This is a genomic window from Saccharopolyspora ipomoeae (assembly GCF_029952525.1).
GTDB classification, from domain to species: Bacteria; Actinomycetota; Actinomycetes; order Mycobacteriales; family Pseudonocardiaceae; genus Saccharopolyspora; species Saccharopolyspora ipomoeae.
Map to the genome: position 1 here is coordinate 56,041 of NZ_JASAOF010000002.1, position 24,547 is coordinate 80,587.

The window sequence follows — 24,547 nt, forward strand, 5'->3', positions numbered from 1 at the left end:
GGCCCCGCGCCGGGGCCGCCCGCTTCCTCACTTGACCGCCAGCGGCTCCTCGACCTGGTGCGGGGCGAACTCGGTGGTGAGGTCCTTCCAGAAGGCCACGGCGACGCCGACCAGGATGATCAGGAACGGCGCGGAGCTGACGATCACCATCTGCTGCAGCGATTCCAGCCCGCCCGCGGCGAGCAGGGCGATCGCGGCGGCACCGGTGAGCACGCCCCACAGCGCGAGGATCCGCTGCGACGGCTGCTCCGTGCCGCGGCTGGTGAGCATGCCGAGCACGAAGGTGTTGGCATCGGCTCCGGAGACGAAGAACAGCACGACCAGCACGATCGTCAGGACCGAGGTGAGCGTGGGCATCGGCAGCGACTGCAGCGTCGCGAAGAACGCCGAGTTCGCGTCCGCCGCGGCCGAGGCGGCGATGCGGGTGGTGCCGGCGAGGTCGCTGTGGATGGCGGTGCCGCCGAAGGCGGTGAACCACACCGAGAACACCGCGCTGGGCACCACGAGCACGCCGGTGACGAACTCGCGGATCGTGCGTCCGCGCGAGATGCGCGCCAGGAACACGCCCACGAAGGCCGCCCAGGACAGCCACCAGGCGAGCATGAAGTAGGTCCAGTCCTGCATGAACCCGAGGTCGCCGTTGGCCGGGGTGATCAGGCTCGTCGACACCAGCTCGCTGAGGTAGCGGCCGATGGTCTGCACGTACAGGTCCACCAGGTACAGCGTCGGGCCGACGACGAGCACGAACACGAACAGCAGCGCGCCCAGCCCCATGCTGGTCTCCGACAGGTAGCGGATGCCGCGCGAGACGCCGGTCAACGCCGAGGCCGTGAACAGCAGGGTGATGACTCCGATGATCGCGAACTGCACCGGCTTGGAGTCGGGGATGCCGAACAGGGCGGTGAACCCGCCGTTGATCTGCATGGCTCCCAGCCCGAGCGAGGTGGTGGTGCCGAACAGCGTCGCCAGCACGGCGAACACGTCGATGGCCCCGCCCACCGGTCCCTCGGTGCGCTTGCCGAGCAAGGGCCGGAACAGGGCGCTGACCAGGCCGGGGCGTCCGCGGCGGAACATCGACCAGGACATCGCCAGGCCGACGACGGCGAAGATGCCCCAGGCGTGCAGGCCCCAGTCGAAGAAGGAGAACTGCATCGCGGTCACCGCCGCGTTCGGGGTCATCGGCGCGGCCAGGCCGTGCGGGGGTTCGGCGAGGTGGGAGATCGGTTCGGCGACCCCGTAGGAGATCAGGCCGATGCCCATCACGGCCGACAGGATCATCGCGTACCAGGTGAGCCTGCGGAAAGCGGGCCGCTCGTCGTCGCCGCCGAGCCGCAGCCGGCCGTAGCGGCTGCAGGCGAGGTAGACGAGGAAGATCAGGAATCCGAGCGAGACCAGCAGGTAGGCCCAGCCGAAGCTGCGGGTGATGCCGTCGAGCGCGGCCGAGCCGACGCGGGACAGCGAGTCGCCGGCGGCGGTGCCCCACACGGCGATCGCCGCCGCCAGGGCGAGCGAGACGTACAGGACCGGACCGGGTCGCCTGTGTTCCGGCGACGCGGTGGAGGGATCAGACAAGCGTTGACTCCGTGAGCTGGGGGAAAGACGGTGGCGGCGTCCTGGCGCAGGCGCGCGCGGCCGTCGCGGTGAGGACCGTGACGCCCGGGGCCGACAGGACGGCTCGTGCTTCGGAAGGGGTCTCCGTGACTCTGTCGGCGGCGTGGTGGACGGGGTAGGGCCGCTGCGCGGGGATCACCGGCGGACGCGTGCGCTGCGGTTCTGGGGCCGTCATCGTCGCCACGACGGGACGACGACGGCGTTCACGCTGGTCGAGCTCGCCGGAGCGGAAAACGAGTCTACCCGGTCTCGCCTACCGGGCTCACGGGCCGGTGGCGATGAGGGTGATGAAGACGACGCAGACGATGATGTTGACCAGCCAGCTGTGGGTGTTCATCCAGTCCCGGACCCGGGGCATGGCGGTCAGCGCCTGCTTGTGCAGCACGAGGTAGAGCAGCAAGGGAAGCGCGGCGATCAGGAGCGTGGCTCCGATGAACGGCAGCGCGGAGCCGAAACCGGCCTGGTGGTGTTCGAGGTTCGCCCCGACGGTGAGCATGATGACGACGTCGGAGGGCATCGTGAAGATGACCAGCAGCCCGGTCCGCAACGCGGTGCTGGGCGTGGCCGACAGCAGCGTCGTCAGCCATTTCGGCGGCTGGGCGGTCTTGCGCCCGAGGAAGTTCTTGAGCGCGAACAGGATCAGCAGGCAGACGAGTCCGATCTGGACCCACTTGCCGACGGCCGAGGGGTGGTGGCCGTCGCTGCTCGGCAGCGCGGTGCCGAGCAGCGCGGCGAGCCCGCGCGCCACGCCGACCCCGACGACGAGGGCGAGCAGCACGCCGGAGAGGAAGGCGAGCGACACGCGGACCGGCCTGGGGCTGGTCACGAGCACGATTGCGGACATGATCTGCGGTCCGGCCATCATCGTGATCGCCAGCGGCAGCACTTGCAGGCCCACGAGCCGCTCCCTTCCCCCAGTGCGTCTCGCTCAACGGTGCCGCAGCTCCCGCCCGTGCGCGAGCAGCGCGTAGATCACCAGGACGTCGAGCACGATCACGACCCCGGACCACACCGGGTAGGCGGGGAAGAACGCGATGTTGGCCAGCACGCTCAGCACTGCCAGCGCGATCGCCAGCACCCGAGCCCAGGTCCGGCCGCTCATCACACCGATCCCGGCGGCCGCCAGCACGACGCCCATGATCATGAAGCTGATCGCCACGCTCCCGAACCCGACCTGCACGGCCATCCCGGACGGCAGCAGGTACGTCGACCCCGAGTGGGCCAGCGCGATCAACCCGTTCACGAACTGCACGATCCCACCGACCACCAGCACGATCGCCCCGAAGTAGATCCACCCGACCCACCCGGTCCGCGCGGGCTGAGCTCCATGCGTAGCCATGACCAACTCCTCACACCGTGGAAACACGACAACCGAGGCCCTCACCCCGGCCCCACCCACCGTGAGACCACCCCACCCGCCCAACCAGGGACCAAAGCCCCACCCCCCAATCCACAAAAATCAACCGATCGTGCCCCTCAAGACGAAAACCGCGGTTTTCGACCGACGAAAACCGCGGTTTTCGACCGGGTGAATGCCGCACGTTCTGACCGGTGGGGTGGAGGGATCGCCTCTTCGGGGCGGGGTGCGGTCGGGGCTACCAGTTGAGGCTGAGGTATTGGGTTTCGGTGAACTCGTGGAGGCCCTCGTGGCCGCCTTCGCGGCCGAGGCCGCTCTGCTTGGTGCCGCCGAAGGGGGCCGACGGGTCGGAGATCGCTCCCCGGTTGATGCCGACCATGCCGGCGTCGACGTGCTCGGCGAGATCGACGGCGCGCTGGAGCTCCCCGGCGAAGACGTAGGCGGCCAGGCCCATCTCGGTGTCGTTGACCGCGCGCAGCATCGCGTCCTCGTCGCGCCAGGTGACGATGGGGGCGACGGGTCCGAAGATCTCCTCGCGCACCACCCGCGCGTCGGCGGGCACGTCGGTGAGCACCGTCGGGGCCAGGAAGTACCCGGGACCGCCGGGGACCTCGGCGCGGGCGGCGACGCGGGCTCCGCGCGCGAGCGCGTCGTCGATCAGAGCCGTGATGCCGGTGACGGCCTCCTCGCTGATCAGCGGCCCGACCTCGGCGCCGTCGCCGGTGCCGACGCGCAGCGCCTCGACGGCCTTGCCCAGCCGCTCGGTGAACTCCTCGGCGACGTCGGCGTGGACGTAGAACCGGTTGGCCGACACGCACGCCTGGCCCCCGCCGCGGAACTTCGCGATCATCGCCCCGGCGACCGCCGCGTCGAGGTCGGCGTCGGCGGTGACGATGAACGGCGCGTTGCCGCCGAGCTCCATCGACGTGGTCACGACCCGGTCCGCGGCCTGCCGCAGCAGCAACCGCCCGACCTGCGTGGACCCGGTGAACGAGAGCGCGCGGACCCGCGAGTCGGCCAGCCACGCGCTCACCACACCCGCGGCGTCGGTGGTCGGCACCACGTTGACGACCCCGTCCGGGGCGCCCGCCTCGGCGAGCAGCCGGGTGATCGCCAGCGCGGTCAGCGGCGTCTCGGCGGCGGGCTTGAGCACGACGGTGCACCCGGCGGCGAGCGCGGGGCCGATCTTGCGGGTGGCCATCGCGGCGGGGAAGTTCCAGGGCGTCACCAGCGCGGCCACCCCGACGGGCCGGTAGGTCACCAGCGTGCGGGCGCCACCGGCGGGCGCGGGGGAGTAGCGGCCCTCGGTGCGGACCGCTTCCTCGGAGTACCAGCGGAAGAACTCGGCGGCGTAGCCGACCTCGGCCCGCGCGTCGGACAGCGACTTGCCGTTCTCGGCCGTGATCAGCCGGGCCAGGTCCTCGTGGTCGCGGTGCATGAGCTCGTAGGTGCGGCGCAGCACGTCGGAGCGCTCGCGCGGCGGGGTGGCGGCCCAGCCCGCGGCCGCCTGTACCGCCGCGTCGACCGCGGCGGTGGCGTCGTCGGGGGAACCGTCGGAGACGGCGGCGATGGGCGTGGCGGTGGCGGGGTCGACGACGTCGAAGAGCCCGCCGCGGCCGGCGAGCCACTGGCCGCCGATGTGGAGGCCGCGGTCGGATTCGAGGTGGTGCACGGGTTCGTCCTCTCGGGAGACCTCGGTGGAGCAGGCCGCCGCCCATCCTCGTCACGCGCGGCCATGCAGTCGAATGCCGATTTCGCACAGGATCTAGTACTGCGAGGCATACTCGCAGGTGTGGAACTGCGCATCATGAGGTACTTCGTGGCCGTCGCCGAAGCCGGGAGCGTGAGCGAGGCCGCCCGGCGGGTGCACGTGACCCAGCCCGCGCTGTCCCGGCAGCTGCGGGCGTGGGAGCGCGAGCTGCGGCTGACGCTGTTCGACCGCCGCGACGGGCGGCTGGAGCTCAGCGCGGCCGGCCGCGAGTTCCTGCCCGTCGTCCGCGACGTGCTGCAACGCGCCGACGCCGCCAGGGCGGCGGCCGAGTCGCTGGCCGCGGGGCGGCTGGTGAACCTGGCGATCGCCGCCAGCCCGACGACGCTCACCGACGTCATCGCCCCGTTCCTGGCCACCTTCGGCCCGGACGACCCGATGCCGACCGTGCAGGAGGCGGGCGGGCAGGCGGCCCTGGACCGGCTCGAACGCGGCGCGGACCTGGCCGTGATCACCCAGCGACCGCCTGACTCGTGGAGCTCGCGGACGCTCGCGGTCCTGCCGCTGTGGGCGTACGTCCCGCCCGAACACCCCTGGACCGCGCGGGATTCGGTCTCCCTCGACGAACTGGCCGAGCAGCCCCTCGTCGTCCTCGACCCCACGTTCGGCCCCCGCCGGCTCCTCGACCAGGCGCTGGCCGACCGGCGGCTGGCCCCGGCGGAGCTCGTCGAGTGCGGCAACGCCCAGGTCGCCCAAGCGCTCACCGCCGCGGGCCGAGGCGTCGCCGTCGTCTCCGACGACCCGCGCTTCGACCTGCATCCCCTGCGCATCAACAGGCCCGGGCACGACGACCTCTCGATCACCCTGCACGCGGTCTGGAACCCCGCGCACCACGCCGCCGTCGCGCTGAGCGACGTGGCGGATCGGCTCAGGGCCTTCTGCCACGCGCGCTACCCGCAGTCGTGAGCCCGCTCGGCAGAAGTCCGGAGCCGTTGCGGTGAAGTAGTTTTCAGCGATGGCCGCTGGAACGGTCCACTGAGGACATCACGAGTAGAACGGCGCCGTGGTGCCGCCCAGGGGAGTGGGGTCGAGCCCGAGCTTGCGGTGGTCCCACGAGCGCGTGCGCTCCACGTCGACCCGGACGGCGACCCGCTTGTGCAGCATGTACTCCACCAGCGGCTTGACCTCGTCGGTGTAGGGGCCGTGGTAGCGCTCCCAGATGTTGACGCCGACCGCCCACAGCGCGTCCGGGTCGTCGACGATCTCGGCACGCCCCTCCAGGGACACGCCGCGCAGCGTCTCGTAGGTGAGCCCGTCCTCGATCAGCACCGTCACGCGCGGGTCCCGCCCGATGTTGACGGCTTTCTGCGCCTTCGCCTTGGTCTCGAACCAGACGACGCCGTCGAGCAGCGCGAACCACATCGCCACCGCGTGCGGGTGCCCGGACGGGCCCAGCGTGGACAGCGTCGCCGTGCGACGGGTGGCCATGAACGCCTCGATCTCCTCCGGCGTCATCTGAACCTGCGTGCGCTGCTTGGCCATCGATGTCCCTTCTCGTCGTCGAGCGATCCCGACCGTAGAGGCCGGGGTCGCGGGTTGTCACGGGTTCGACAGGAGGTGATCGAAGCAGCAGGATCGAGGTATGCGCAGCACCTTCATCGACTCCCTGCCGAAGGTCGAGCTCCACGTGCACCTGGAGGGCTCGATGCAGCCGGCGACCCTGCTGGCGCTCGCCCGCAAGCACGGCATCGCCGACCTGCCCGGCACCCTGGAGGAAGTGCGCGCCTGGTACGGCTTCCGCGACTTCGCGCACTTCATCGACGTCTACCGCAACGCAGTGCGGGTGCTGTGCGACGAGGACGACTTCGCGCTGCTGGCCGCCGAGACCCTCCGCTCCCTGGCCGCGCAGAACGTCCGGTACGCGGAGATGAACTTCAGCCTGTCCAACCACCTCAAGCGTGGCATCCCCGCTGAGCTGGTCTTCGCGGGTCTGGAGCGCGGGCGGCTGCAGGTCGAGGCGGTGCACGACATCGCGGTCCGCTGGATCCCTGACTTCTCCGGTGACTTCGGCGTCGAGGCCGGGGCCGAGACCCTGGAGGCGGCGCTGCGCCACGGTCCGGGCAGCGTGCTCGGGTTCAGCGTCGGCGGTATCGAGGTCGACCGGGCGCCGTTCGCCCGGATCTTCGCTCGGGCCCGCGACGCCGGGCTGCGCAGCTTCCCGCACGCCGGGGAGACCGGTGGCCCGGACAGCGTGTGGACGGCGCTGCGCGACCTCGGCGCCGACCGCATCGGCCACGGCATCGCCAGCGTCCGCGACCCCGAGCTGCTCGCTCACCTGCGCGAACACCGGATCCCGCTGGACGTCTCGCCCACCTCGAACCTGTGCACGCGGGTCGTGGCCGGGCTCGACGAGCACCCGCTGCCCCGGATGCTCGACGCCGGGCTGCTGGTCACCCTCAACTCCGACGACCCGCCGATGTTCGGCACCGACCTGACCGGCGAGTACCACGCAGCGCGCCGCATGGGGCTCGACGACGCCGCGCTCGCGTGCCTGGCGCGCAACGCCGTGGAAGCGAGCTTCGCCGAACCGGAGCTCAAGACGCGGCTGCTCGCCGAGATCGATGCCGCGCTGGCAGTCGATTCCCAAGCTAGCGACCGTTAAGCTGAGCGGAGCCGCCGAGCCGATCACAGGAGATCGCCGATGAGTGACAGTGTTCTGACCGAGTTCGCGGATGGGATCGCGCAGATCACCATCAACCGCCCCGAGGCCCGCAACGCCGTCGACCGCTCGGTCGCCGAGGGCATCGCGGCCGCGATCGACGAGTTCGAATCCCGCGGCGACCTGACCGCGGCCGTGCTCACCGGCGCCGGGGGCACCTTCTGCGCGGGCATGGACCTCAAGGCCTTCACCCGAGGTGAGCGGCCCTCGCTGCCCGGCCGCGGGTTCGGCGGGCTCACCGAGAAGCCCCCGACGAAGCCGCTGATCGCCGCCGTCGAGGGCTGGGCGCTGGCGGGCGGCTGCGAACTGGCGCTGTCCGCCGACCTCATCGTGGCCTCGCGGGAGTCGAAGTTCGGGCTGCCCGAGGTCAAGCGCAGCCTCGTCGCCGCGGCCGGCGGCCTGCTTCGGCTGCCCAAGACGCTGCCGTACCAGCTGGCGATGGAGATCGCGCTGACCGGCGACCCGATCACCGCCGAGGTCGCCCACCAGCACGGTCTGGTCAACAAGCTCACCGAGCCGGGCGACGCGCTGGCCGAGGCGCGGGCGCTGGCGGCCCGCATCGCCGCCAACGGGCCGCTGGCGGTGCGCGCCACCAAGCAGATCGTCGCCGGTGCCGTGACCTGGACCGACGAGGAGGCCTTCGCGCGGCAGTCGGAGATCGCCGCTCCGGTGTTCACCTCCGCCGACGCCCAGGAAGGCGCGATCGCCTTCGCGGAGAAGCGCAAGCCCGTCTGGCGCGGTGAGTGAGAGGAGTCCGGTCATGAGGGATGCCGTCATCGTCGACGCCGTCCGCACGCCCATCGGCAAGCGCAACGGGACGCTGTCCGGGATCCACCCGCAGGACCTCTCGGCGCGCGTGCTGACCGCGCTGGTGGAGCGCACCGGAGTTGATCCCGCCACCGTCGACGACGTGGTGTGGGGTTGCGTGTCGCAGGTAGGCGACCAGTCCAGCAACATCGGCCGGTTCGCCGCCCTGGCCGCCGGGTGGCCCGAGCACGTGCCGGGCCAGACGATCAACCGGGCCTGCGGATCCAGCCAGCAGGCCGTCGACTCGGCCGCGCACGCCGTCATGGCCGGGCAGTACGACGTCGTGGTCGCGGGTGGCGTGGAGTCGATGAGCCGCGTTCCCCTCGGGTCGGCCCGCCAGACCGGTCAGCCCTACGGCCCGGCCGTGACCGACCGCTACGACGGGTTCGCCTTCAACCAGGGAATCGGCGCCGAACTCATCGCCGAGCGCTGGGGCCTGTCGCGGCAGCGGCTCGACGAGTACTCGGCGGCCTCGCACGCCCGCGCCGCCGAGGCGATCGACCGGGGGCTGTTCGACGACCACATCATCCCCATCGACGTCGAGGGCACGAAGTTCACCGCCGACGAGGGGCTGCGGCGCGGCACCACCGCCGAGAAGCTGGGCGGGCTCAAAACCGCGTTCAAGGAGGACGGCGTCATCCACGCCGGCAACTCCTCGCAGATCTCCGACGGCGCGGCCGCGCTGCTGATCACCACCTCCGAGCGCGCCCGCGAGCTCGGACTGACGCCGGTCGCCCGCTACCACAGCGGTGCGGTCAGCGGCGCCGACCCGATCACGATGCTCACCGGCCCGATCCCGGCCACCCGCAAGGTGCTGCAGCGCTCCGGACTGTCCATCGAGGACATCGGAACCTACGAGGTCAACGAGGCGTTCGCCCCGGTCCCGCTGGCCTGGCTGGACGACCTCGGAGCCGATCCGGAGCGGCTCAACCCGCTCGGCGGCGCCATCGCCGTCGGCCACCCGCTGGGCGGTTCGGGCGCGATCCTCATGACCCGCCTGCTCGCCCGGATGCGCGAGAAGGGCCTGCGCTACGGCCTGCAGACCATGTGCGAAGGAGGCGGCACGGCCAACGCCACGATCATCGAGAGCCTCTGACCCGTCCCCGGACGCTCCGCGGCCGTGAGGGCCGGAGCATCGAACCGAACGAGAAACTCCGGGGGCGGGGCAGCCCCTCCATCAGCACCCGACCCCAACTCTCCACCCCAAGACCCACCACGACATCCCCGAAGAGCTCAACCGCTCACCTGAGGTCTGTGGGTGGGGACAGTTTTCATGAAAACTTCCCCCACCCACAGAAACGACTCGGTGATGGGGTCGATCTCGAAGTTTTCATGAAAACTGTCCCATCATCATTACGTGACCTGGGGGAACGGTGCGGTTTTCATGAAAACTGTCCCCACGATCGGGGACTCGGAGATGTGGGGAAGGGGGAAGTTTTCATGAAAACTTCGTTTTCCTCCACGTCGTGATGTGACGGGTGGTGGGGAGGTTTTCATGAGAACCTCCACACCACCACGGGGTGACGTCCGGGGTGGAGGTTCCCGTGGGGCCCTCCACCCCGGGAGGGTCACTTGATCAGCGGGTCTCGGGGGAGGCCGAGGATTCGCTCTCCGATCTGGTTCCGCTTGATCTCGCTGGTGCCTCCTGCGATGGACAGGCCGCGGTGGAGGAGGGCGAGGGCGCCGCTGAAGGCGCCGGGTCCGTCCAGGTAGACCGAGTCCGGGCCGCTCAGGGCTCCCATGATCGCCGCTGCGTCGTGGCCGAGTTCGGAGAGGACGAGCTTGGTGATCGCCCCTTCCGGGCCCGGTTCGCCGCCGGCGACGGCGCGGTGGGCGGAGCGCATGTTGAGCATCTCCATCGCGTGGTGCTCGGCCGCGTAGCGGCCGATGCGCACCGCGCCGCCGGTGAGCCGCTCCGGGTGCGCGTCGAGGTGCGGGACCATCGCCGAGGCCGGGGTGGACATCGTGCCCTGACCGCCGCCGATGCTGACGCTCTCGTTGCCGAGCGTGGCGCGCGCGACCGCCCACCCGCCGTCGATCGGGCCCACGACGTCCTCGTCCGGCACGAACACGTCCTCGAAGAACACCTCGTTGAACTCCGAGGCGCCCGAGGGCATCTTGATCGGCCGCACCTCGACGCCCTCGGCGTGCATGTCGATGACCATCATCGTGATGCCCTGGTGCTTGGGCACGTCCGGATCGGTGCGCACGGTCGCGAACCCCATGCCCGCCTTGTGGGCGCCGCTGGTCCACACCTTCTGCCCGTTGATCCGCCAACCGCCCTCGACGCGGGTGGCGCGGGTGCGGATGCCGGCCGCGTCGGAACCGGCGGCGGGTTCGCTGAACAGCTGGCACCAGATGACGTCCTGGCGCAGCGCGGGCCCGACCCAGCGCGCCACCTGCTGCTCGGTGCCGTGCTGGATGAGGGTGAGGATCACCCAGCCCGTGATGCCGTAGGCGGGGCGCTTCACCCCGGCCGCGGCGAATTCCTGCTCCACCACGAGCTGTTCGACGGCGCCGGCCGCCCGGCCGTAGGGCGCGGGCCAGTGCGGCATGACGTAACCGGTCTCGATGAGCCGTTCCTTCTGCCGGTCCTCGGGCAGCGCGGCGATCTCGTCGGCGACGGCGCGGATCCGGGTGCGGAGGTCCTCGGCCTCGGGCGGCAGCTCGACGGTGCGAGCCCGGGTGACACCGCGGCGCGTGAGGTCGGTGAGCTCGGTGGCGGCGTCGTCGGCGGGCAGCAGCGCCAGCAGCGCCGTGGCCCGCCGCATGTACAGGTGGGCGTCGTGCTCCCAGGTGATGGCGATGCCGCCGTGCACCTGCGTGTTGAGGTTGGCGCACAGGTCCGCCGCCGGTGCGGCGAGCGCGGCGGCGGCCGCTGCGGCGAAGGACAGCTGGTCTCCACCGGTCTGCGCGGCGCGCGCGGCGTCCCAGGCGGCGCTGGTGGCGAGTTCGGTGGCGACGGCCATGTTGGCGCAGTGGTGCTTGACGGCCTGGTACGTGCCGATCACCCGGCCGAACTGCTCGCGTTCCTTGGCGTAGGCGGCGGCGATCTCGGTGCACTCGCGCGCGACACCGGCCGCCTCGGCCGACAGGACCACGCGCGCCAGGTCGACCAGCGCCCGGCGCGCCCCGGTCAGCACGACGGCGGGTGCCGAGGACAGCGACACGCGCGCCGAGCGGCGCGACGGATCCAGGTTCGCGGGCACCTCGACGCCGACCCCGTCGCCGACCTCGACGACCACGACGTCCTCACCGGCGGGCAGCACCAGCAGCCGCGCCAGGCCGCCACCCACCACCGCGGGCGCCGAGCCGGACGCGGTCCCGCCGGAGACCTCGACCTCGGCGTCCAGCGCGACCCCGGCCGGGATCGAACCGTCGGCCAACCCGGGCAGGAAGCGCTTCTTCGCCGGGTCGTCGCCGGCCCGCTCGATCACCGCGGACGCGATGACCGTCGGCGCGAACGGACCGGGGGCCACCGCCCGCCCCATCTGCTCGGCGACCACCGCGGTTTCCTCCAGCCCGAACCCGGCGCCGCCGAACTCCTCGGGCAGGTGCAACCCCAACCAGCCCAGCTCGGCAGACTCCCGCCAGAACGCGGGCAGCTCCTCGGTCTCGGCCTCCAGCAACGCACGACCGGCGCCCCGCGCCTCACGCCGCACCAGCAGATCGGACACGGTTCCGCTCAAGAGCCGGTGATCTTCATTGATCGCGATCGACATACCCAGAGCCTAAGTTCCCGAACCGCCAGAAGATACCCGCGAACGAATCCCGTACCACCAGTTCGCCCCCGCACAACACCGCAGCCCGCGCTCGGTGCAACGTGCCTCCTGCTGTCGGGCTCGGTGGGCGGTGCGGGGCAGGGGACGGTTTCTCCTCGAATTGACCGGACATAACGGACATTGATCATGGGTGATTCGGGGAAAAACCGTCCCCTGGTGACGCGCGGTGGCAACGGGAGATGAGGGCTGGGGGTGGCGGGAGGTGGGGTTAGAGCGGTCGGGTGGCGAGGGTGCGGGTGAGGGCTTGGTTGGCGCGGTGGGCTTTTCGGGCTTCGCGGGCGATGGGGAAGTAGCGGAGGCGTTCGGGGAGCAGCGGGACGATCGTGGCGATGACTCGGCCGAGGCGGCGGAGCTTTCGCTCGTCGGAGTCGGTCCAGGTGAGGCCGAGCTTGGCTCGGGCGGTCTCCGGGAGGGTGCCGACGGTGACGAAGTGCTGGAGCTTGCCGGGCAGGAACGCCGCCGCTCGCCAGAGGGGGCGGAGCGGGCGGGGGAGCTTCGGGGGTGGCGGGATCGTGCGGGAGGTGGCGAGGAAGTCGTGGACCGCCGGGTGCGCGACGAGGGTGTGGTCGAGGATCTCGTCGAAGCGGGCCAGGTAGTCGTCGTAGGTCGGCGGGATCTCCTTCTCCACCACGTGCAGGTTGCGCATCAGCTGCTTGATCTCGGCGTAGACCGACTCGCGCTCGGCCGCGGAGAGCGGTCGGCGGGAGAAGTAGCGGGCGCCGGTGGTGAAGGCGTACGGCGAGGTCAGGATGATCCACGCCCACGGGCCCGAGGCCAGCGCGTGGTGGGTGACGCCGTCGGCGTCGGTGGACTTCAGCGGGGCGTGCATGGCGCGCAACCGATCGCCCTCGGCCAGGGCCTCCTCGCCGCCGTAGACCCAGGTCTGCACCGAGGCGATGCTGCGCGAAGCCCGGCCCACCGCGTCGGTGCGGAACACCGAGTGCTCGTCGACCACCGTCCCGACCGACGGGTGCATCAGCTGCAGCGCGAAACCCGCGCCGGTGGTCAGCGAGAACGTGATCAGCCCCGCGTGCTCCCACAGGTAGGAACCGGGGCCGAAGGGGCGGCGTCGCGGGATCGTGTCGACCGTCTGGCTCATGGCGCTGTTCCTCGGAGGTGATTCTGGTGGATGGCGTCACCACAAAATCTGGTGCGACTGTCCATCAGATTGCGTCGGAGGTCAATGGTGAGAGGATCGCGGCGTGACGACCACGCCCCGCTACTACCGCGGCGAGTCCCCGGAGCAGCGCCGGGCTCAGCGCCGCGCCGCGCTGCTCGACGCCGCTCTCGACCTGCTCACCGCCGAAGGCTGGGAGCGGGTCACGGTGCGCAGCGTGTGCGCCAGGGCCAGGCTCAACGACCGCTACTTCCACGAGAGCTTCCGCGACCGCGACGAACTCCTGCTGGCCGTCCTCGACGACGTCACCGCCCAGTGCACCCAGGTCGTGGTGGACGCGCTCGACGGCACTCCGCAGGACCTCCGGCTGCGGGTGCGCGCGGTCGTCGAGGCCGGCATGGCGTTCCTGGAAGGAGATCCGCGCCGCGGCAGGCTCCTGGTGGAATCGCAGGCGACCGAGGCGCTGCGGGACCGGCGCGCGGCGACGATCCGGATGCTCGCCACCATCGCCGCCGATCAGACCCGCGAACTCCTCGGCGAGAAGGCGCCTCCCGAACCCGACGCCGAACTCCTCGGGCTCACGCTCGTAGGAGGAGCGTTCGAGCTGTTCACGATGTGGATTCGCGACGACCTCCCCGTCACGCGCGACCACCTGGCCGACTTCCTGGTCGCCCTGCTGCTCACCAACACCGACCTCGCCGCCGCGCTCGACCGCGAAGCGCCGCGGTGAACCTCGGGCCGGTTCGCGCTCGATGCCGCGCAGCAGTGCGTGCTGGCGGCGGACCTGCTCCAGGGAGCGGTAGGGGGTGCGCTCGCCCCCGCACTCGCTGGAGAGGTGGCCGGAATGGCCGTGGGCGGCGAGGGTTTCGAGGATCTCCCGCCACGGGATGGTGGCGTTCTCGTGGAAGGTGAGTCGGTCCGCGTGGCATGACGATGATGGTCGACGGGCGGTTCACCCCACCGGCCTGATCCGGCTCAGGCGCCGACGAAACGGGGCTTGCGCTTCTCCCGGAACGCCCGGGTTCCCTCGGCGAAGTCGTGGGACTCGAACAGGGCGAGCTGGCCCTCCTTCTCGACCTCCAGCGCCGGTTCCAGCGCGGACAGCGCCGTGGTGTCCAGGGCCTGCTTGATCCTGGCGTAGGCGGCGGTGGGTCCGGCTTCGAGCTTGGCCGTCAGGTTGGCGAGCTCGGCCGGGAAGTCCTCGTCGCTGGTCGCCTTGGTGATCAGCCCCCAGTCGAAAGCCGTTGCGGCGTCGACGCGTTCACCGAGCATCGCCAACCGGGTGGCGCGCGCCCGCCCGACCGAGGCGGGGACGAGGGCCGTCGACCCGCCGTCGGGCATGAGGCCGACGTGGGCGAAGGCCAGCAGGAAGTACGCCGAGGACGCGGCCAGCGTGATGTCGGCCGACAGCGCGATCGAGGCGCCGAAGCCGGCCGCCGGACCGTGCACGGCGGCCACCACCGGCTTGGGCACCGCGCGGATCGCGCGGATCAGCCGGTTGGCCGCGTCCAGCGTCGCCTCCCCGATCGGCTGGTCGGGGTTGACCTCCTCCAGGTCCGCTCCGGCGCTGAAGGCCGGGCCGCGACCGGCGACGACGACCACCCGCACCGCCGGGTCGTCGGCCGCGGCCTCGATCGCCGCCGCGGTGCCGAGCACCATCTCCCCGGTCAGCGCGTTGAGCGCGTCCGGCCGGTCCCAGCTGATGCGCAGCACACCTCCGTCGCGCTCGACGGAGAACTCGCGCGGCGTTGCACTCGTGGACACTCTTCGCCTTTCGGTGGGGCTGAACCTTTCGGTGAGGCCGGGCCTTTCGGATCAGAGACGTTCGACGAGGGTCGCGTTGGCCATCCCGCCGCCCTCGCACATGGTCTGCAGCCCGTAACGGCCACCCGTGGCCTGGAGGTGGTTGACCAGCGTGGTCAGGATCCGGGTGCCGGAGGCGCCGAGCGGGTGGCCCAGCGCGATCGCGCCGCCGCGCGGGTTGAGCCGCGCCGGGTCGGCGTCGAACTCGCGCTGCCACAGCAGCGGCACCGGCGCGAACGCCTCGTTGACCTCGTACGCGTCGATGTCGTCGATCGACACCCCGGAGCGCTCGATGAGCTTGCGGGTGGCCGGGACGACGCCGGTGAGCATGAGCAGCGGGTCGCTGCCGGTGACGGCGAAGCTGTGGAACCGCGCCTTCGGCCGCAACCCGAGGGCCTTCGCCTTGGCCCCGCTCATGATGAGCACCGCCGAGGCGCCGTCGGTCAGCGGTGAGGAGTTGCCGGGCGTGATCCGCCAGTCGATCTCCGGGAACCGCTGGGACAGGGCGTCGTTGGCGAACGACGGCTTCAGCCCGGCGAGGCCCTCGGCGGTGGTCGACACCCGCACGGTCTCGTCGGCGCCCGCGCTGCGCTCGGCGCCGTCCTCACCGGTGACGGTGATCGGCAGGATCTCGTCGTCGAACGCGCCACCGGAGGCGGCCAGCGCGGCGCGGGCGTGCGAGCGGGCGGAGAACTCGTCGAGCTCGTCGCGGCCGAACTTCCACCGCGCGGCGATGAGCTCCGCCGAAACCCCCTGGTTGACGAGGCCTTCCGGGTAGCGCGCGGCGACCGAGGGCCCGCCGGGGTTGGTGCCCATCGGGGTGGTGCCCATCGGCACCCGGCTCATCGACTCCACGCCGCAGGCGATGACGACGTCGTAGGTGCCCGACAGCACGCCCTGGGCGGCGAAGTGCGCGGCCTGCTGGCTCGACCCGCACTGCCGGTCGATGGTCGCCGCGGGCACGGATTCCGGGAACCCGGCGCCGAGCACGGCGTTCCGGGTGATGTTGAGGGCCTGCTCACCGGCCTGGCCGACGCAGCCGCCGATGACGTCGTCGATCTCGCCCGGGTCGATGCCGGTGCGCTCGACGAGTCCGCGCAACGTGCGGGTGAGCAGTTCGGCGGGGTGGATGCCGGAGAGCTGGCCTCCCGGCTTCCCCTTGCCCGACGGGGTTCTGATCGCGTCGACGATGACGGCGTCCATGGCGCTCCTCCTTCGATGGCTACTTAACGATCGCTAGGTGAGCTCGGGCTGTCAAGGACTTGGTTACTTAGCGTTCGCTCAGTATGCTGCAGGGGACGTGGTCGAGACGTGAGGAGTCGAAGTGAACATCGAGGGTGCTGTCGCGCTGGTGACCGGTGGCGCGTCCGGGCTGGGCCTGGCGACGGTCAAGGAGCTGCACGACCAGGGCGCCAAGATCGTCGTCGTGGACCTGCCGTCCTCGCAGGGCGAGGCGGTGGCCAAGGAGCTCGGCGACGGCGTCGTGTTCGCCGCCGCGGACGTCACGAACGAGGAGCAGGTCACCGCGGCGCTCGACGCCGCCGCAGGGCTGGGTGACCTGCGGATCGCGGTCAACTGCGCCGGGATCGGCAACGCCGCCAAGACGGTCGGCAAGCAGGGCGCCTTCCCGCTGGCCAACTTCACCAAGGTCATCAACGTCAACCTCATCGGCACGTTCAACGTGCTGCGGCTGGCCGCCGAGCGGATGTCGAAGACCGAACCGGTGGGCGAGGAGCGCGGCGTCATCGTCAACACCGCCTCGGTGGCGGCCTTCGACGGACAGATCGGGCAGGCCGCCTACTCGGCGTCCAAGGGCGGCATCGTCGGCATGACGCTGCCGATCGCCCGCGACCTGGCGAACCTGAAGATCCGGGTGTCGACCATCGCCCCGGGCCTGTTCCACACGCCGCTGTTCTCGACGCTGCCGGAGGAGGCCATCGCATCGCTGGGCGCGCAGGTGCCGCACCCGTCGCGGCTCGGCGACCCCACCGAGTACGGCTCGCTGGTCCGCCACATCGTGGAGAACCCGATGCTCAACGGCGAGACGATCCGGCTCGACGGCGCGATCCGGATGGCGCCCCGGTGACACCGCCCGAACCGGCCGGCGGTTTCCGCCGGCCGGTAAGGTGCCCGTGCAGCGGGGGAGAAGGAGAGAGGTCATGGCGCAAGCGAGCGCGGAGCCGGGCACCGAGTCCGGGTGGCGGGAGTTCGGGCCGCTCGACCTGACGCCCATCCTCGACGCGGCGTTGGACGAGTTCCGCGAGAGCGGTTTCCACGGCGCGACGGTCCGCCAGATCGCGCGCCGGGTCGGCATGACCGTGCCCGCGCTGTACTACCACCACGAGAACAAGGAGGGGCTGCTGGTCGCCCTCCTCGAACTCGGCACCGGCGAGGTGGCCTGGCGGGTGCGCAGCGCCGCCGACGAGCACCCGGACTCGCCCCGCGAGCAGTTCGTCAGCGTCATCGAGGCGATCGTGCTGCACATGGCCTACCGCTTCCGGCTGGCCGCGCTCGACAGCGAGATGCGCTACCTGTCGCCGAGCAACCGCCGCCGCTACGGCGCCCGCCGCAAGGACGTCGAGAACGTCCTCACCGCGGTCATCGAAAGCGGCGTCGACAAGGGCGTTTTCACCCTCGCGGACCCGGTGGAGACCTCCCGCGCACTGCTGGGCATGTGCCAGGCGGTCGGCCGCTGGTACCACCCGGACGGGCCGCTGAGCCCCGAGGATCTCGCCGAGCGCTACGTCGACATCGCCCTGATGGCGGTCGGCGCGCACCCGCGGCTGCAGCGCTGATAGTTGGTGTGGCATGCGGCGGAGCCGCATTCTCTTCCACCACCCGAGCAACCTGCACCGACGCGGGTTCTGAGCGCCTTCGTGGCGAGTACGCCGGGACGCCGCGTATTGGCATACATAAGGAGCGGCGCACGGAGTCCACGGAGGCGCTCAGGTTCCGCTACCTGCACCGCCGAGCAGGGTGACCAGAGAAACTCATTCTTAGAACTCGCGGTGAACCACCATCGCGGCCAGGTCTTCGAGCCGGTTTGCCGCGCCGGGGCGGAACTCCGTTCGGCGCAGGGATGAGAGGGACTCCGACATCAGCCTTTCGGCCTCCGAACGGCTCCAGTCCCGCCCGCCCGCCTTGTCGACCAGCAGTGCCAGGCGCTCGATCTCGGCGGCGGGGAGGTCTTCCTCGGAGGCGTAGACCTCGGCGAGCTCGCGTCCGGCGTCGGTGCCGGAGTGCAGCGCCGCCACGACCGGCAGGCTCTTCTTGCGGGCGCGCAGATCCGCGTGCACGGGCTTGCGGGTGACCTCCGGATCGCCCCAGATGCCCAGCAGGTCGTCGACGTGCTGGAAGGCCAGGCCCAGCTTCTCGCCGAAGGACCGCAGCTCCCGGCGGTGGTCGGTGGGGGCTCTGCCGAGCAGGGCGCCGAGCTCGCAGGCGGCGCCGATGAGCGCGCCGGTCTTGCCGCTCGCCATCGTCTCGACCTCCGCCACGGAGATGTCGGTGGCGTCCTCGAAGGCGAGGTCGGCGGTCTCGCCCTCGATGAGGGCGGTGGTGGCCTCGTGCAGCACCCGCACCGCTTCGGCGCCGCAGCCCGCGATCACCCGGTAGGCCAGTGACAGCAGGGCGTCCCCGGCCATGATCGCCGGTCCGGCGCCGAAGGCGGCCCAGGCCGTGGGCCGTCCGCGTCGTGCGGCGTCGCGGTCCAGGACGTCGTCGTGCAGCAGCGAGAAGTTGTGCACCAGCTCGACCGCGACGGCCGCGGGTGCGGCCGCCGGGCCCGCGCCGCCGACGACCTCCGCCGACAGCAGCACCAACGCCGGGCGCACGGCTTTGCCGGCGGCCTCGCCGGTGGCGTTGCCGTTCTCGTCCCAGTAGCCGAGGTGGTACCCGCACACGTGCCGGGTCTCGTGCGGGAGTTCTGAAATCGCCTGTCTCATCGCGGGTTCGAAGAGGCCGCGGGACCACTGCAACGAATCCACTACCGATGTCGCCATCACGAGATGATCTTGGCAGCGGCGTCACGACCACCGAAACAGGTGGCCACTCATTCGGCGCATTTTTACGCCGGACACCGATGGCGGTTGCGACATTGAGAGCACGTGCGATTTGTCCGGTGCGAAAGCAAGCAAACGCTTACGTTCGCACGGTCGCGTTATGGCGCATTTGGGATTTTCAGCGAGAGGCGCTGTTTGGTACGTCCGAGTTTCGGAATCGCGCCGTGCTGAAATAAAATCTTGACTCGCCGATCGGGAGATAGGTGCAGGTACCGGGATTGACATTGGCATATACCAGTTATTGACGGTGAAAACTAACCGCGTCAGTTCATCACGAACAGGACTCGTTCGAATCTCCGTGAAGACGCAATGTCATTCGATCTGGCGGGTGTGTAGACGCGCATTCTCGGTGAATTTGCAGACCCATTCGTTCCGCATCGTTCCCGATCAGCGCTTTTGCGATTCGTCCGCGCTCGGGTGGCATCGATCTGCCACTGTTCGGACTAATCCGCTCCCGTCGGCCGGGCGATTCATGGCCCGGAATTCACACCGGTATGGTCCGCGCAGCAACAGGCCGGGTGGAGTTCGTGAAAACTCCCTCGCGCCTGTGAAGTTTCGGGTTTCACGGAAAGAAGTCGGCACAGGGCCTCAGCTCTACGGCGAAGTAACTCCTCCACGCGGAGCGCATCCGCGAATGTCCTCGGCACGCGCGTGCTGTGAAACGGCGTGCGGATGTTCGCGCGGTCCGTCGCGCTCCGAGAACGACATCGCATGGCCGGGTGGATCGATGCTGCCCGCGTGCAGGGTTTCCGCCGCAGGTGAGGTGTGCCGATACGAGAGGAGTCATGGGATGGAAAGCCCTGCCACCGCGGCGGACAACGAGGAGAAGCCGGGCCTGCGCCGACGGCGCTTCCTCACCTACCTGGCGGCGGCCCCGACGCTGACGGTCGTCGGCAAGGTGCTGGCCGAGGGCGAGGCCGCCGCGGCCACCGCCGCGCCCGGCCAGCTGCCGGTCCCGCCGATCGCGGACCTCTTCGACATGGGTGACGCGATCAACCTGCTGGCCACCCCCACCTTCGGTGAACTGCGCCTGGGCATCAGCGAGAACAACGAGGTCTGGTTCGAGCTGCCCAAGACCGAGGTGGGCCAAGGCATCAACACCACGGTCGCGATGATCCTGGCCGAGGAGTTCGACGCCAAGCCGGACGACATCGCCATCACGCACTCCGACGCACGCCCGGAGCTGTCGTACTCCCAGGTCACCGCCTTCTCGACGTCGGTGCGCGTGCTGCGCAAACCGCTGGCGTCGATGGCCGCGGCGGGTCGCGCCCGGCTGGTCACCGCCGCGTCGAAGCGGTGGAACGTCCCGGCGAACCGACTGTCCACCAAGGACACCTGCGTCTACGCGCCGGACGGGCGCAAGCTCACCTTCGGCGAGCTGTCCAAGGACGCCGCGAAGGTCGCGATCCCCGCGGTGCCGGCGAAACCGAAGCCGCCGGAGCGCTACCACATCGTCGGAAAACCGCTGAACCGCTTGGACTCGCACGACATCGTCACTGGCAAGGCCTCCTACATCTCCGACACCAAGATCCCGGGTTCGGTGGTGGCGGTGGTCGTGCGGCCACCGACGATCGGCGGCGCCGTCGCCTCCTTCGACGACTCGGCGGCCCGGAGGATGCCCGGCGTCGTGGCGATCACCCCGATCCCCACCGGAATCGCGGTGTGCGCGGAGAACACCTGGCAGGCGATGGAGGCAGCGAAGAAGGTCGAGGTGACCTGGGAGAGCGGTGCTTCGGCGTCGCGGTCCGGCGCCGACATCGCCCAGGTGCTCAAGGAGAAGGCCGGCAGCCTCGGCGACGTCGTCAGCCCGGACGGCGGCGAGTTCGACGAGCGCTTCGACTTCGCCTTCACCAGCCACGCTCCGATGGAGACCGGCTTCGCCGTCGCCGACGTGCAGGACGGCAGGGCCGAGGTGTGGTGCTCCTCCCACGTGCCGATCGAGGTGCAGAAGGCCGTCGCCAACGAGCTCGGGCTGACCACGGCGGACGTGACCGTGCACGTCAAGCGCGCGGGCGGGTCGTTCGGCCGCAACTGCCACATGGACGCCCCGATCGAGGCCGCGCAGGTGTCGAAGGCGACCGGCAAGGTCGTCAAGCTGTTCTGGACCCGCAACGACGACACCCGCCACGGCCGGATGCGCGCCGCCACCCACCAGCGGGTGCAGGCCTCGGTGCGGGCGGGCAAGGTGCGCTCCTTCCACCACCGCGTCTCCGGTGCCTGGACCGACCTCACCCACGGTCTCGGCGACATCGTGTTCACCGCGCTGATGGAGCTGGGCAAGCCCGCCAAGGAGGCGGTGGCCGACGTCGTCATCGGCGTGACCCAGACGGTGCCCTACGAGTTCGGCCTGGCCACGGTGTCGGGAACCGAGACCGATGTGGACCTGCCCAACACCGGCGTGATGCGCGGGGTGCACTCGGTGGCGTACCGGGTCGCCGAGGAGATCACCGTCGACCAGATCGCGAAGCACCTGGGCGAGGACCCGGTGGACTTCCGGCTGGAGGCGCTCAAGGACGACCGCACCAAGGCGGTGCTGCGCAAGGTGGCCCAGGAGGGGGAGTGGGGCCGGTCGATGCCGAAGGGGCACGCGCAGGGCATCGGCATCCACCAGGAGTACAAGTCGATGACCGCGACGCTGGTGGAGATCGACGCGACGGATCCGGAGGAGCCGCGCGTCACCAAGGCATTCGTGGCCATCGACCCGGGCCGGGCGATCAACCCGCGGGGCGTCGAAGCGCAGATGCAGGGCGGCCTGATGGACGGCATCAACACCGTCCTCTACGCGGGCCTGCACATCGACGGCGGGGCGGTCCGCGAGGGCAGCTTCGCCGACTTCTGCGTCGCCCGCCAGGCGCAGGCGCCGCTGGAGACGAAGGTCTTCATCATGCCGCCGACCGGCGAGCCGGGTGGTGTCGGTGAGATCTCCGTGCCCGCCTCGGCCGCCGCGGTCGCCAACGCCTACGGGCGCGCCACCGGCACCGTCCCGCGCCAGTTCCCGATCAACAACCGGTAAGAGGGGAGTACCCGCGTGCCCAAGTATTCGATCACCGTCAACGGGAAGGACGTCGAGGTCGACGTCCCGGCGGAGATGCCCCTGCTGTGGGTGTTGCGCGACGAGCTGCGCATCACCGGCCCCAAGTACGGCTGCGGCGTCGGTGTCTGCAGGGCCTGCACCTGCTTGATGGACGACGAGGAGATCCAGCCCTGCGTGGTCAAGGCCGAAGACGCCGACGGCGCCGAGGTCACCACCATCGAGGGCCTGGCCGACGGGGACGAGCTGCACCCGGTGCAGCAGGCGTGGATCGACCGCGACGTGCCGCAGTGCGGTTTCTGCCAGCCCGGCCAGATCATGGCCGCGGTCGCCCTCATCGACGAGAAGGGCGACGACGTCACCGACGCCGACATCGACCGGATCGAGAACGTCTGCCGCTGCGGCACCTACGGCCGGATCCGCCAGGCCATCAAGCAGGCCGCGCGGTCCTGATCCCTCCAGCGGCGAAAGCCCGCCCGAAAAGCGGGCTTTCGCCGGTTCCACCGCTTCCACGAACCTTCAGGAGCACCCCAGTCGTGACACTGTTCCAGCAGACCGCCGAACGCGCTCTGGACTACGTGCGCAAGCAGATCGGGCCGGACGGCGCGCCGTCGGTCGAGATGTCGTTCGACCCCTCCTTCGGCGAGAGCTTCACCGGCCGCGAGGCGCGCGAGAAGCTGACCGAAACGCTCGGTGCGGACCCGGGTTTCACCCTCGCCGACGAGGCGTTCTCGGCGATGGTGTCGTTGATGCTGCTCGCCTCCACCGACGCGCGACCCGATCGGGAGCTGATCGCGCCGCTGTTCGAGCAGGTGGAGCGCTGCCGCTGGAAGCGGCGCTACCGCTTCCTGCCGGAGAGCGGGCTGCCCGCCGACACCGACTGCACGGCGATGGCCACCGGCGCGCTGCACGAGCTCGGCATGCTGCGGGTCCCGGACCTGCAGGCCGCGGTCCGCGAACTCACCGTCGCCGCCTCCCACGAGCCGGCCGATTCCGACGACCTGTGGCCCTGGGTCCACCTGGTGTACTGGGAGGACGGCGCGGAGCCGGGCACGCTCAGCCGCGGCCGCAAGCACGACCCGGTGGTGTCCGCCAACGCCCTCTACACCCTGCACCTGGCGGGAACCCCGGAGCGGATGGAGGAGCGCGCGGTCCGCGACGCCACCACCCGCTACCTCGTCGCCCACCTCGAATCCGGCCGCTGGTCGGGGGGAACGCGCTACTACCCGTCGCCGAGGGCGTTCCTGCACGCGCTCTCGCGGGTCTGCGCCCGCCACCCCGAGGAGGCCGCCGCGCTGCTCGGCCCGGCCCGGAAGGCGCTGGCCGGGCTCGGCGAAGCCGAGAACGCCCTGGAGATCGCGCTGCACGCGCTGGCCGCAGACAACCTCGGCGTGAGCGATGGTCAGGACGAGCGGCGCACGAGGCTCGCCGAGTCCCAGGACTCCGACGGGTCCTGGCCCGCGGGCGCCTACTACCGGATGGGCCGGTTCGCCGTCCACTTCGGATCGCGCTACCTGACGACGGTCTTCGCGATGCGCGCCCTGCGGGAGGTGCGGTGAACGACGATCTCGGACTCCTCGACCTCGGCCGCGTGCACCCGGACGCCGACGACATCGGCGCGCGGCTGTGCCAGTGGGCCGCCCGCGTCGGGCTGATCAGCACCGCCGCCGACGAGCAGCGGCTGCGCGGCGCCGGGTTCCACGAGGTCAGCGCGATGGTCATGCCGGACGACTCAGCCGACACCGTCGAGCTCTACGCCCAGTGGATCACGCTGCTGTTCCACATCGACGACGAGCAGGACGACGACGCCGAGCGCACCCCGGAGCAGGTCACGGAGCTCTACGCGGCGATCACGGCGCTCGTGCAGGGTCGGCCGGTGCTGGTGGACTCCCCGCTGATGTCGGCGCTGACGGACCTGTGGCCGCGCACGATGGCGGGCATGACGGCCCGGTGGCGCGAGCGCGTCCTCGCCCACCTGCACCGGCACCGGGACGCGTTCCTGGCCCAGATCGACCACCGCGCGGCCGGGACGCTGCCGACCCCGGAGGAGTACCCGGTGCTGCGCCGCGAGTCCAACGGCATGTTCATGTTCGACATCGTCGAATCGGCCTGCGGCACGGAGGTCCCCGACGAGATGGCCCGCTCGGAGGCGTGGAAGGAGCTCTGCGAGGCCTCCAACGACCTCACGGCCTGGTGCAACGACATCCGGTCGCTGGCCAAGGAGGCCGCCAACGAGGAACCCACCAACTACGTCGCGGTCCTGCGCCACGCCCACGGCTGCTCCGAGCAGGAGGCCGTGGCCGAGGTCGAGGACCAGATCCGGCACCGCCAGAAGGAACTGGTCGAGGCCACCAGGCAGGTCCGGGTCCAGATCACCGACCAACCCCGCCTCCTGCAACCCAGGCTGGGCCACCTCACCACCGTCATCAGCCACATCCCGGGAGGCCACGCCACCTGGCTCGACACCTCGACCCGCTACCGCGAAGACGGGTGAGAGGAACCCCGTGCGGCCTCCTCGGCGCAGGGGAGGCCGCACGGGTGGGACTCCCCG

Annotated in this window: 21 protein-coding genes; 11 read left to right on the plus strand and 10 right to left on the minus strand. The window is 70.8% G+C overall.

Going from position 1 to position 24,547, the window contains the following annotated elements; genetic code table 11:
* Positions 1-27: 27 nt before the first annotated feature.
* The 4 genes from QFW96_RS03740 to QFW96_RS03755 form a co-directional block, all read right to left on the minus strand.
* A complete protein-coding gene (locus tag QFW96_RS03740) occupies positions 28-1,572 on the minus strand; it encodes a BCCT family transporter (RefSeq protein WP_281454088.1) in 1,545 nt (514 codons plus the stop codon).
* Positions 1,573-1,873: 301 nt separating this feature from the next.
* Positions 1,874-2,509 (minus strand): GAP family protein, encoded by a 636-nt coding sequence (locus tag QFW96_RS03745; RefSeq protein WP_281454089.1) that lies wholly within the window; start codon positions 2,507-2,509, stop codon positions 1,874-1,876.
* 30 nt (positions 2,510-2,539) lie between these two features.
* Positions 2,540-2,950, minus strand: coding sequence for a DUF7144 family membrane protein (locus QFW96_RS03750; protein ID WP_281454090.1), 411 nt, complete (start codon positions 2,948-2,950; stop codon positions 2,540-2,542).
* A gap of 256 nt (positions 2,951-3,206) precedes the next feature.
* Positions 3,207-4,640, minus strand: coding sequence for an NAD-dependent succinate-semialdehyde dehydrogenase (locus QFW96_RS03755; RefSeq protein WP_281454091.1), 1,434 nt, complete (start codon positions 4,638-4,640; stop codon positions 3,207-3,209).
* A gap of 120 nt (positions 4,641-4,760) precedes the next feature.
* Here QFW96_RS03755 and QFW96_RS03760 point away from each other — a divergent pair, with 120 nt between their 5' ends.
* Positions 4,761-5,642, plus strand: coding sequence for a LysR family transcriptional regulator (locus tag QFW96_RS03760; protein WP_281454092.1), 882 nt, complete (start codon positions 4,761-4,763; stop codon positions 5,640-5,642).
* A gap of 78 nt (positions 5,643-5,720) precedes the next feature.
* Here QFW96_RS03760 and QFW96_RS03765 read toward each other — a convergent pair whose 3' ends face one another.
* A complete protein-coding gene (locus QFW96_RS03765; protein WP_281454093.1) occupies positions 5,721-6,218 on the minus strand; it encodes a pyridoxamine 5'-phosphate oxidase family protein in 498 nt (165 codons plus the stop codon).
* A gap of 100 nt (positions 6,219-6,318) precedes the next feature.
* Here QFW96_RS03765 and add point away from each other — a divergent pair, with 100 nt between their 5' ends.
* Genes add through QFW96_RS03780 form a run of 3 tightly spaced genes read left to right on the plus strand, consistent with a single transcriptional unit; the run spans position 6,319 to position 9,298 of the window.
* On the plus strand, positions 6,319-7,338 hold the full coding sequence (gene add / locus QFW96_RS03770) for an adenosine deaminase (RefSeq protein WP_281454094.1): 1,020 nt from the start codon (positions 6,319-6,321) through the stop codon (positions 7,336-7,338).
* Between the two features lie 39 nt (positions 7,339-7,377).
* The gene (locus QFW96_RS03775; protein WP_281454095.1) at positions 7,378-8,142 is read left to right on the plus strand and encodes a crotonase/enoyl-CoA hydratase family protein; all 765 of its coding nucleotides are present in this window, start codon (positions 7,378-7,380) and stop codon (positions 8,140-8,142) included.
* Between the two features lie 13 nt (positions 8,143-8,155).
* A complete protein-coding gene (locus QFW96_RS03780) occupies positions 8,156-9,298 on the plus strand; it encodes a thiolase family protein (RefSeq protein WP_281454096.1) in 1,143 nt (380 codons plus the stop codon).
* A 472-nt stretch (positions 9,299-9,770) separates the two neighbouring features.
* Here the strand turns inward: QFW96_RS03780 and QFW96_RS03785 are convergent, their stop codons facing one another.
* Complete coding sequence (locus QFW96_RS03785; protein WP_281454097.1) at positions 9,771-11,924, minus strand: acyl-CoA dehydrogenase family protein; 2,154 nt, start codon at positions 11,922-11,924, stop codon at positions 9,771-9,773.
* A 268-nt stretch (positions 11,925-12,192) separates the two neighbouring features.
* A complete protein-coding gene (locus tag QFW96_RS03790) occupies positions 12,193-13,083 on the minus strand; it encodes an oxygenase MpaB family protein (RefSeq protein ID WP_281454098.1) in 891 nt (296 codons plus the stop codon).
* A gap of 103 nt (positions 13,084-13,186) precedes the next feature.
* On the opposite strand from QFW96_RS03790, the gene QFW96_RS03795 reads away from it, so the two are divergent.
* Positions 13,187-13,831, plus strand: coding sequence for a TetR/AcrR family transcriptional regulator (locus QFW96_RS03795; protein WP_281454099.1), 645 nt, complete (start codon positions 13,187-13,189; stop codon positions 13,829-13,831).
* 245 nt (positions 13,832-14,076) lie between these two features.
* Here the strand turns inward: QFW96_RS03795 and QFW96_RS03800 are convergent, their stop codons facing one another.
* Both QFW96_RS03800 and QFW96_RS03805 read right to left on the minus strand, forming a co-directional pair.
* Positions 14,077-14,865: an enoyl-CoA hydratase-related protein gene (locus QFW96_RS03800; RefSeq protein ID WP_281454100.1), complete on the minus strand. Its 789-nt coding sequence runs from the start codon at positions 14,863-14,865 to the stop codon at positions 14,077-14,079.
* Positions 14,866-14,916: 51 nt separating this feature from the next.
* A complete protein-coding gene (locus QFW96_RS03805) occupies positions 14,917-16,107 on the minus strand; it encodes a thiolase family protein (protein WP_281454101.1) in 1,191 nt (396 codons plus the stop codon).
* Positions 16,108-16,228: 121 nt separating this feature from the next.
* Between QFW96_RS03805 and QFW96_RS03810 the strand changes: the two genes are divergently transcribed.
* Together QFW96_RS03810 and QFW96_RS03815 are read left to right on the plus strand one after the other, a co-directional pair.
* Positions 16,229-16,990 (plus strand): 3-hydroxyacyl-CoA dehydrogenase, encoded by a 762-nt coding sequence (locus QFW96_RS03810; RefSeq protein WP_281454102.1) that lies wholly within the window; start codon positions 16,229-16,231, stop codon positions 16,988-16,990.
* A 73-nt stretch (positions 16,991-17,063) separates the two neighbouring features.
* Positions 17,064-17,699, plus strand: coding sequence for a TetR/AcrR family transcriptional regulator (locus tag QFW96_RS03815; RefSeq protein ID WP_281454103.1), 636 nt, complete (start codon positions 17,064-17,066; stop codon positions 17,697-17,699).
* A 201-nt stretch (positions 17,700-17,900) separates the two neighbouring features.
* Here the strand turns inward: QFW96_RS03815 and QFW96_RS03820 are convergent, their stop codons facing one another.
* Complete coding sequence (locus tag QFW96_RS03820) at positions 17,901-18,905, minus strand: polyprenyl synthetase family protein (protein WP_281454104.1); 1,005 nt, start codon at positions 18,903-18,905, stop codon at positions 17,901-17,903.
* An 850-nt stretch (positions 18,906-19,755) separates the two neighbouring features.
* Here QFW96_RS03820 and QFW96_RS03825 point away from each other — a divergent pair.
* The 4 genes from QFW96_RS03825 to QFW96_RS03840 all read left to right on the plus strand — a co-directional run bounded on the left by QFW96_RS03825 (position 19,756) and on the right by QFW96_RS03840 (position 24,490).
* The gene (locus tag QFW96_RS03825) at positions 19,756-21,978 is read left to right on the plus strand and encodes a xanthine dehydrogenase family protein molybdopterin-binding subunit (RefSeq protein WP_281454105.1); all 2,223 of its coding nucleotides are present in this window, start codon (positions 19,756-19,758) and stop codon (positions 21,976-21,978) included.
* A gap of 15 nt (positions 21,979-21,993) precedes the next feature.
* Entirely contained in the window at positions 21,994-22,449 is a 456-nt protein-coding gene (locus QFW96_RS03830) for a (2Fe-2S)-binding protein (protein ID WP_281454106.1), read from the plus strand.
* 83 nt (positions 22,450-22,532) lie between these two features.
* Positions 22,533-23,555: a hypothetical protein gene (locus tag QFW96_RS03835; protein WP_281454107.1), complete on the plus strand. Its 1,023-nt coding sequence runs from the start codon at positions 22,533-22,535 to the stop codon at positions 23,553-23,555.
* Positions 23,552-24,490: a terpene synthase family protein gene (locus QFW96_RS03840; protein WP_281454108.1), complete on the plus strand. Its 939-nt coding sequence runs from the start codon at positions 23,552-23,554 to the stop codon at positions 24,488-24,490. Before QFW96_RS03835 ends, QFW96_RS03840 begins: the two co-directional genes overlap by 4 nt.
* Positions 24,491-24,547 lie beyond the last annotated feature (57 nt).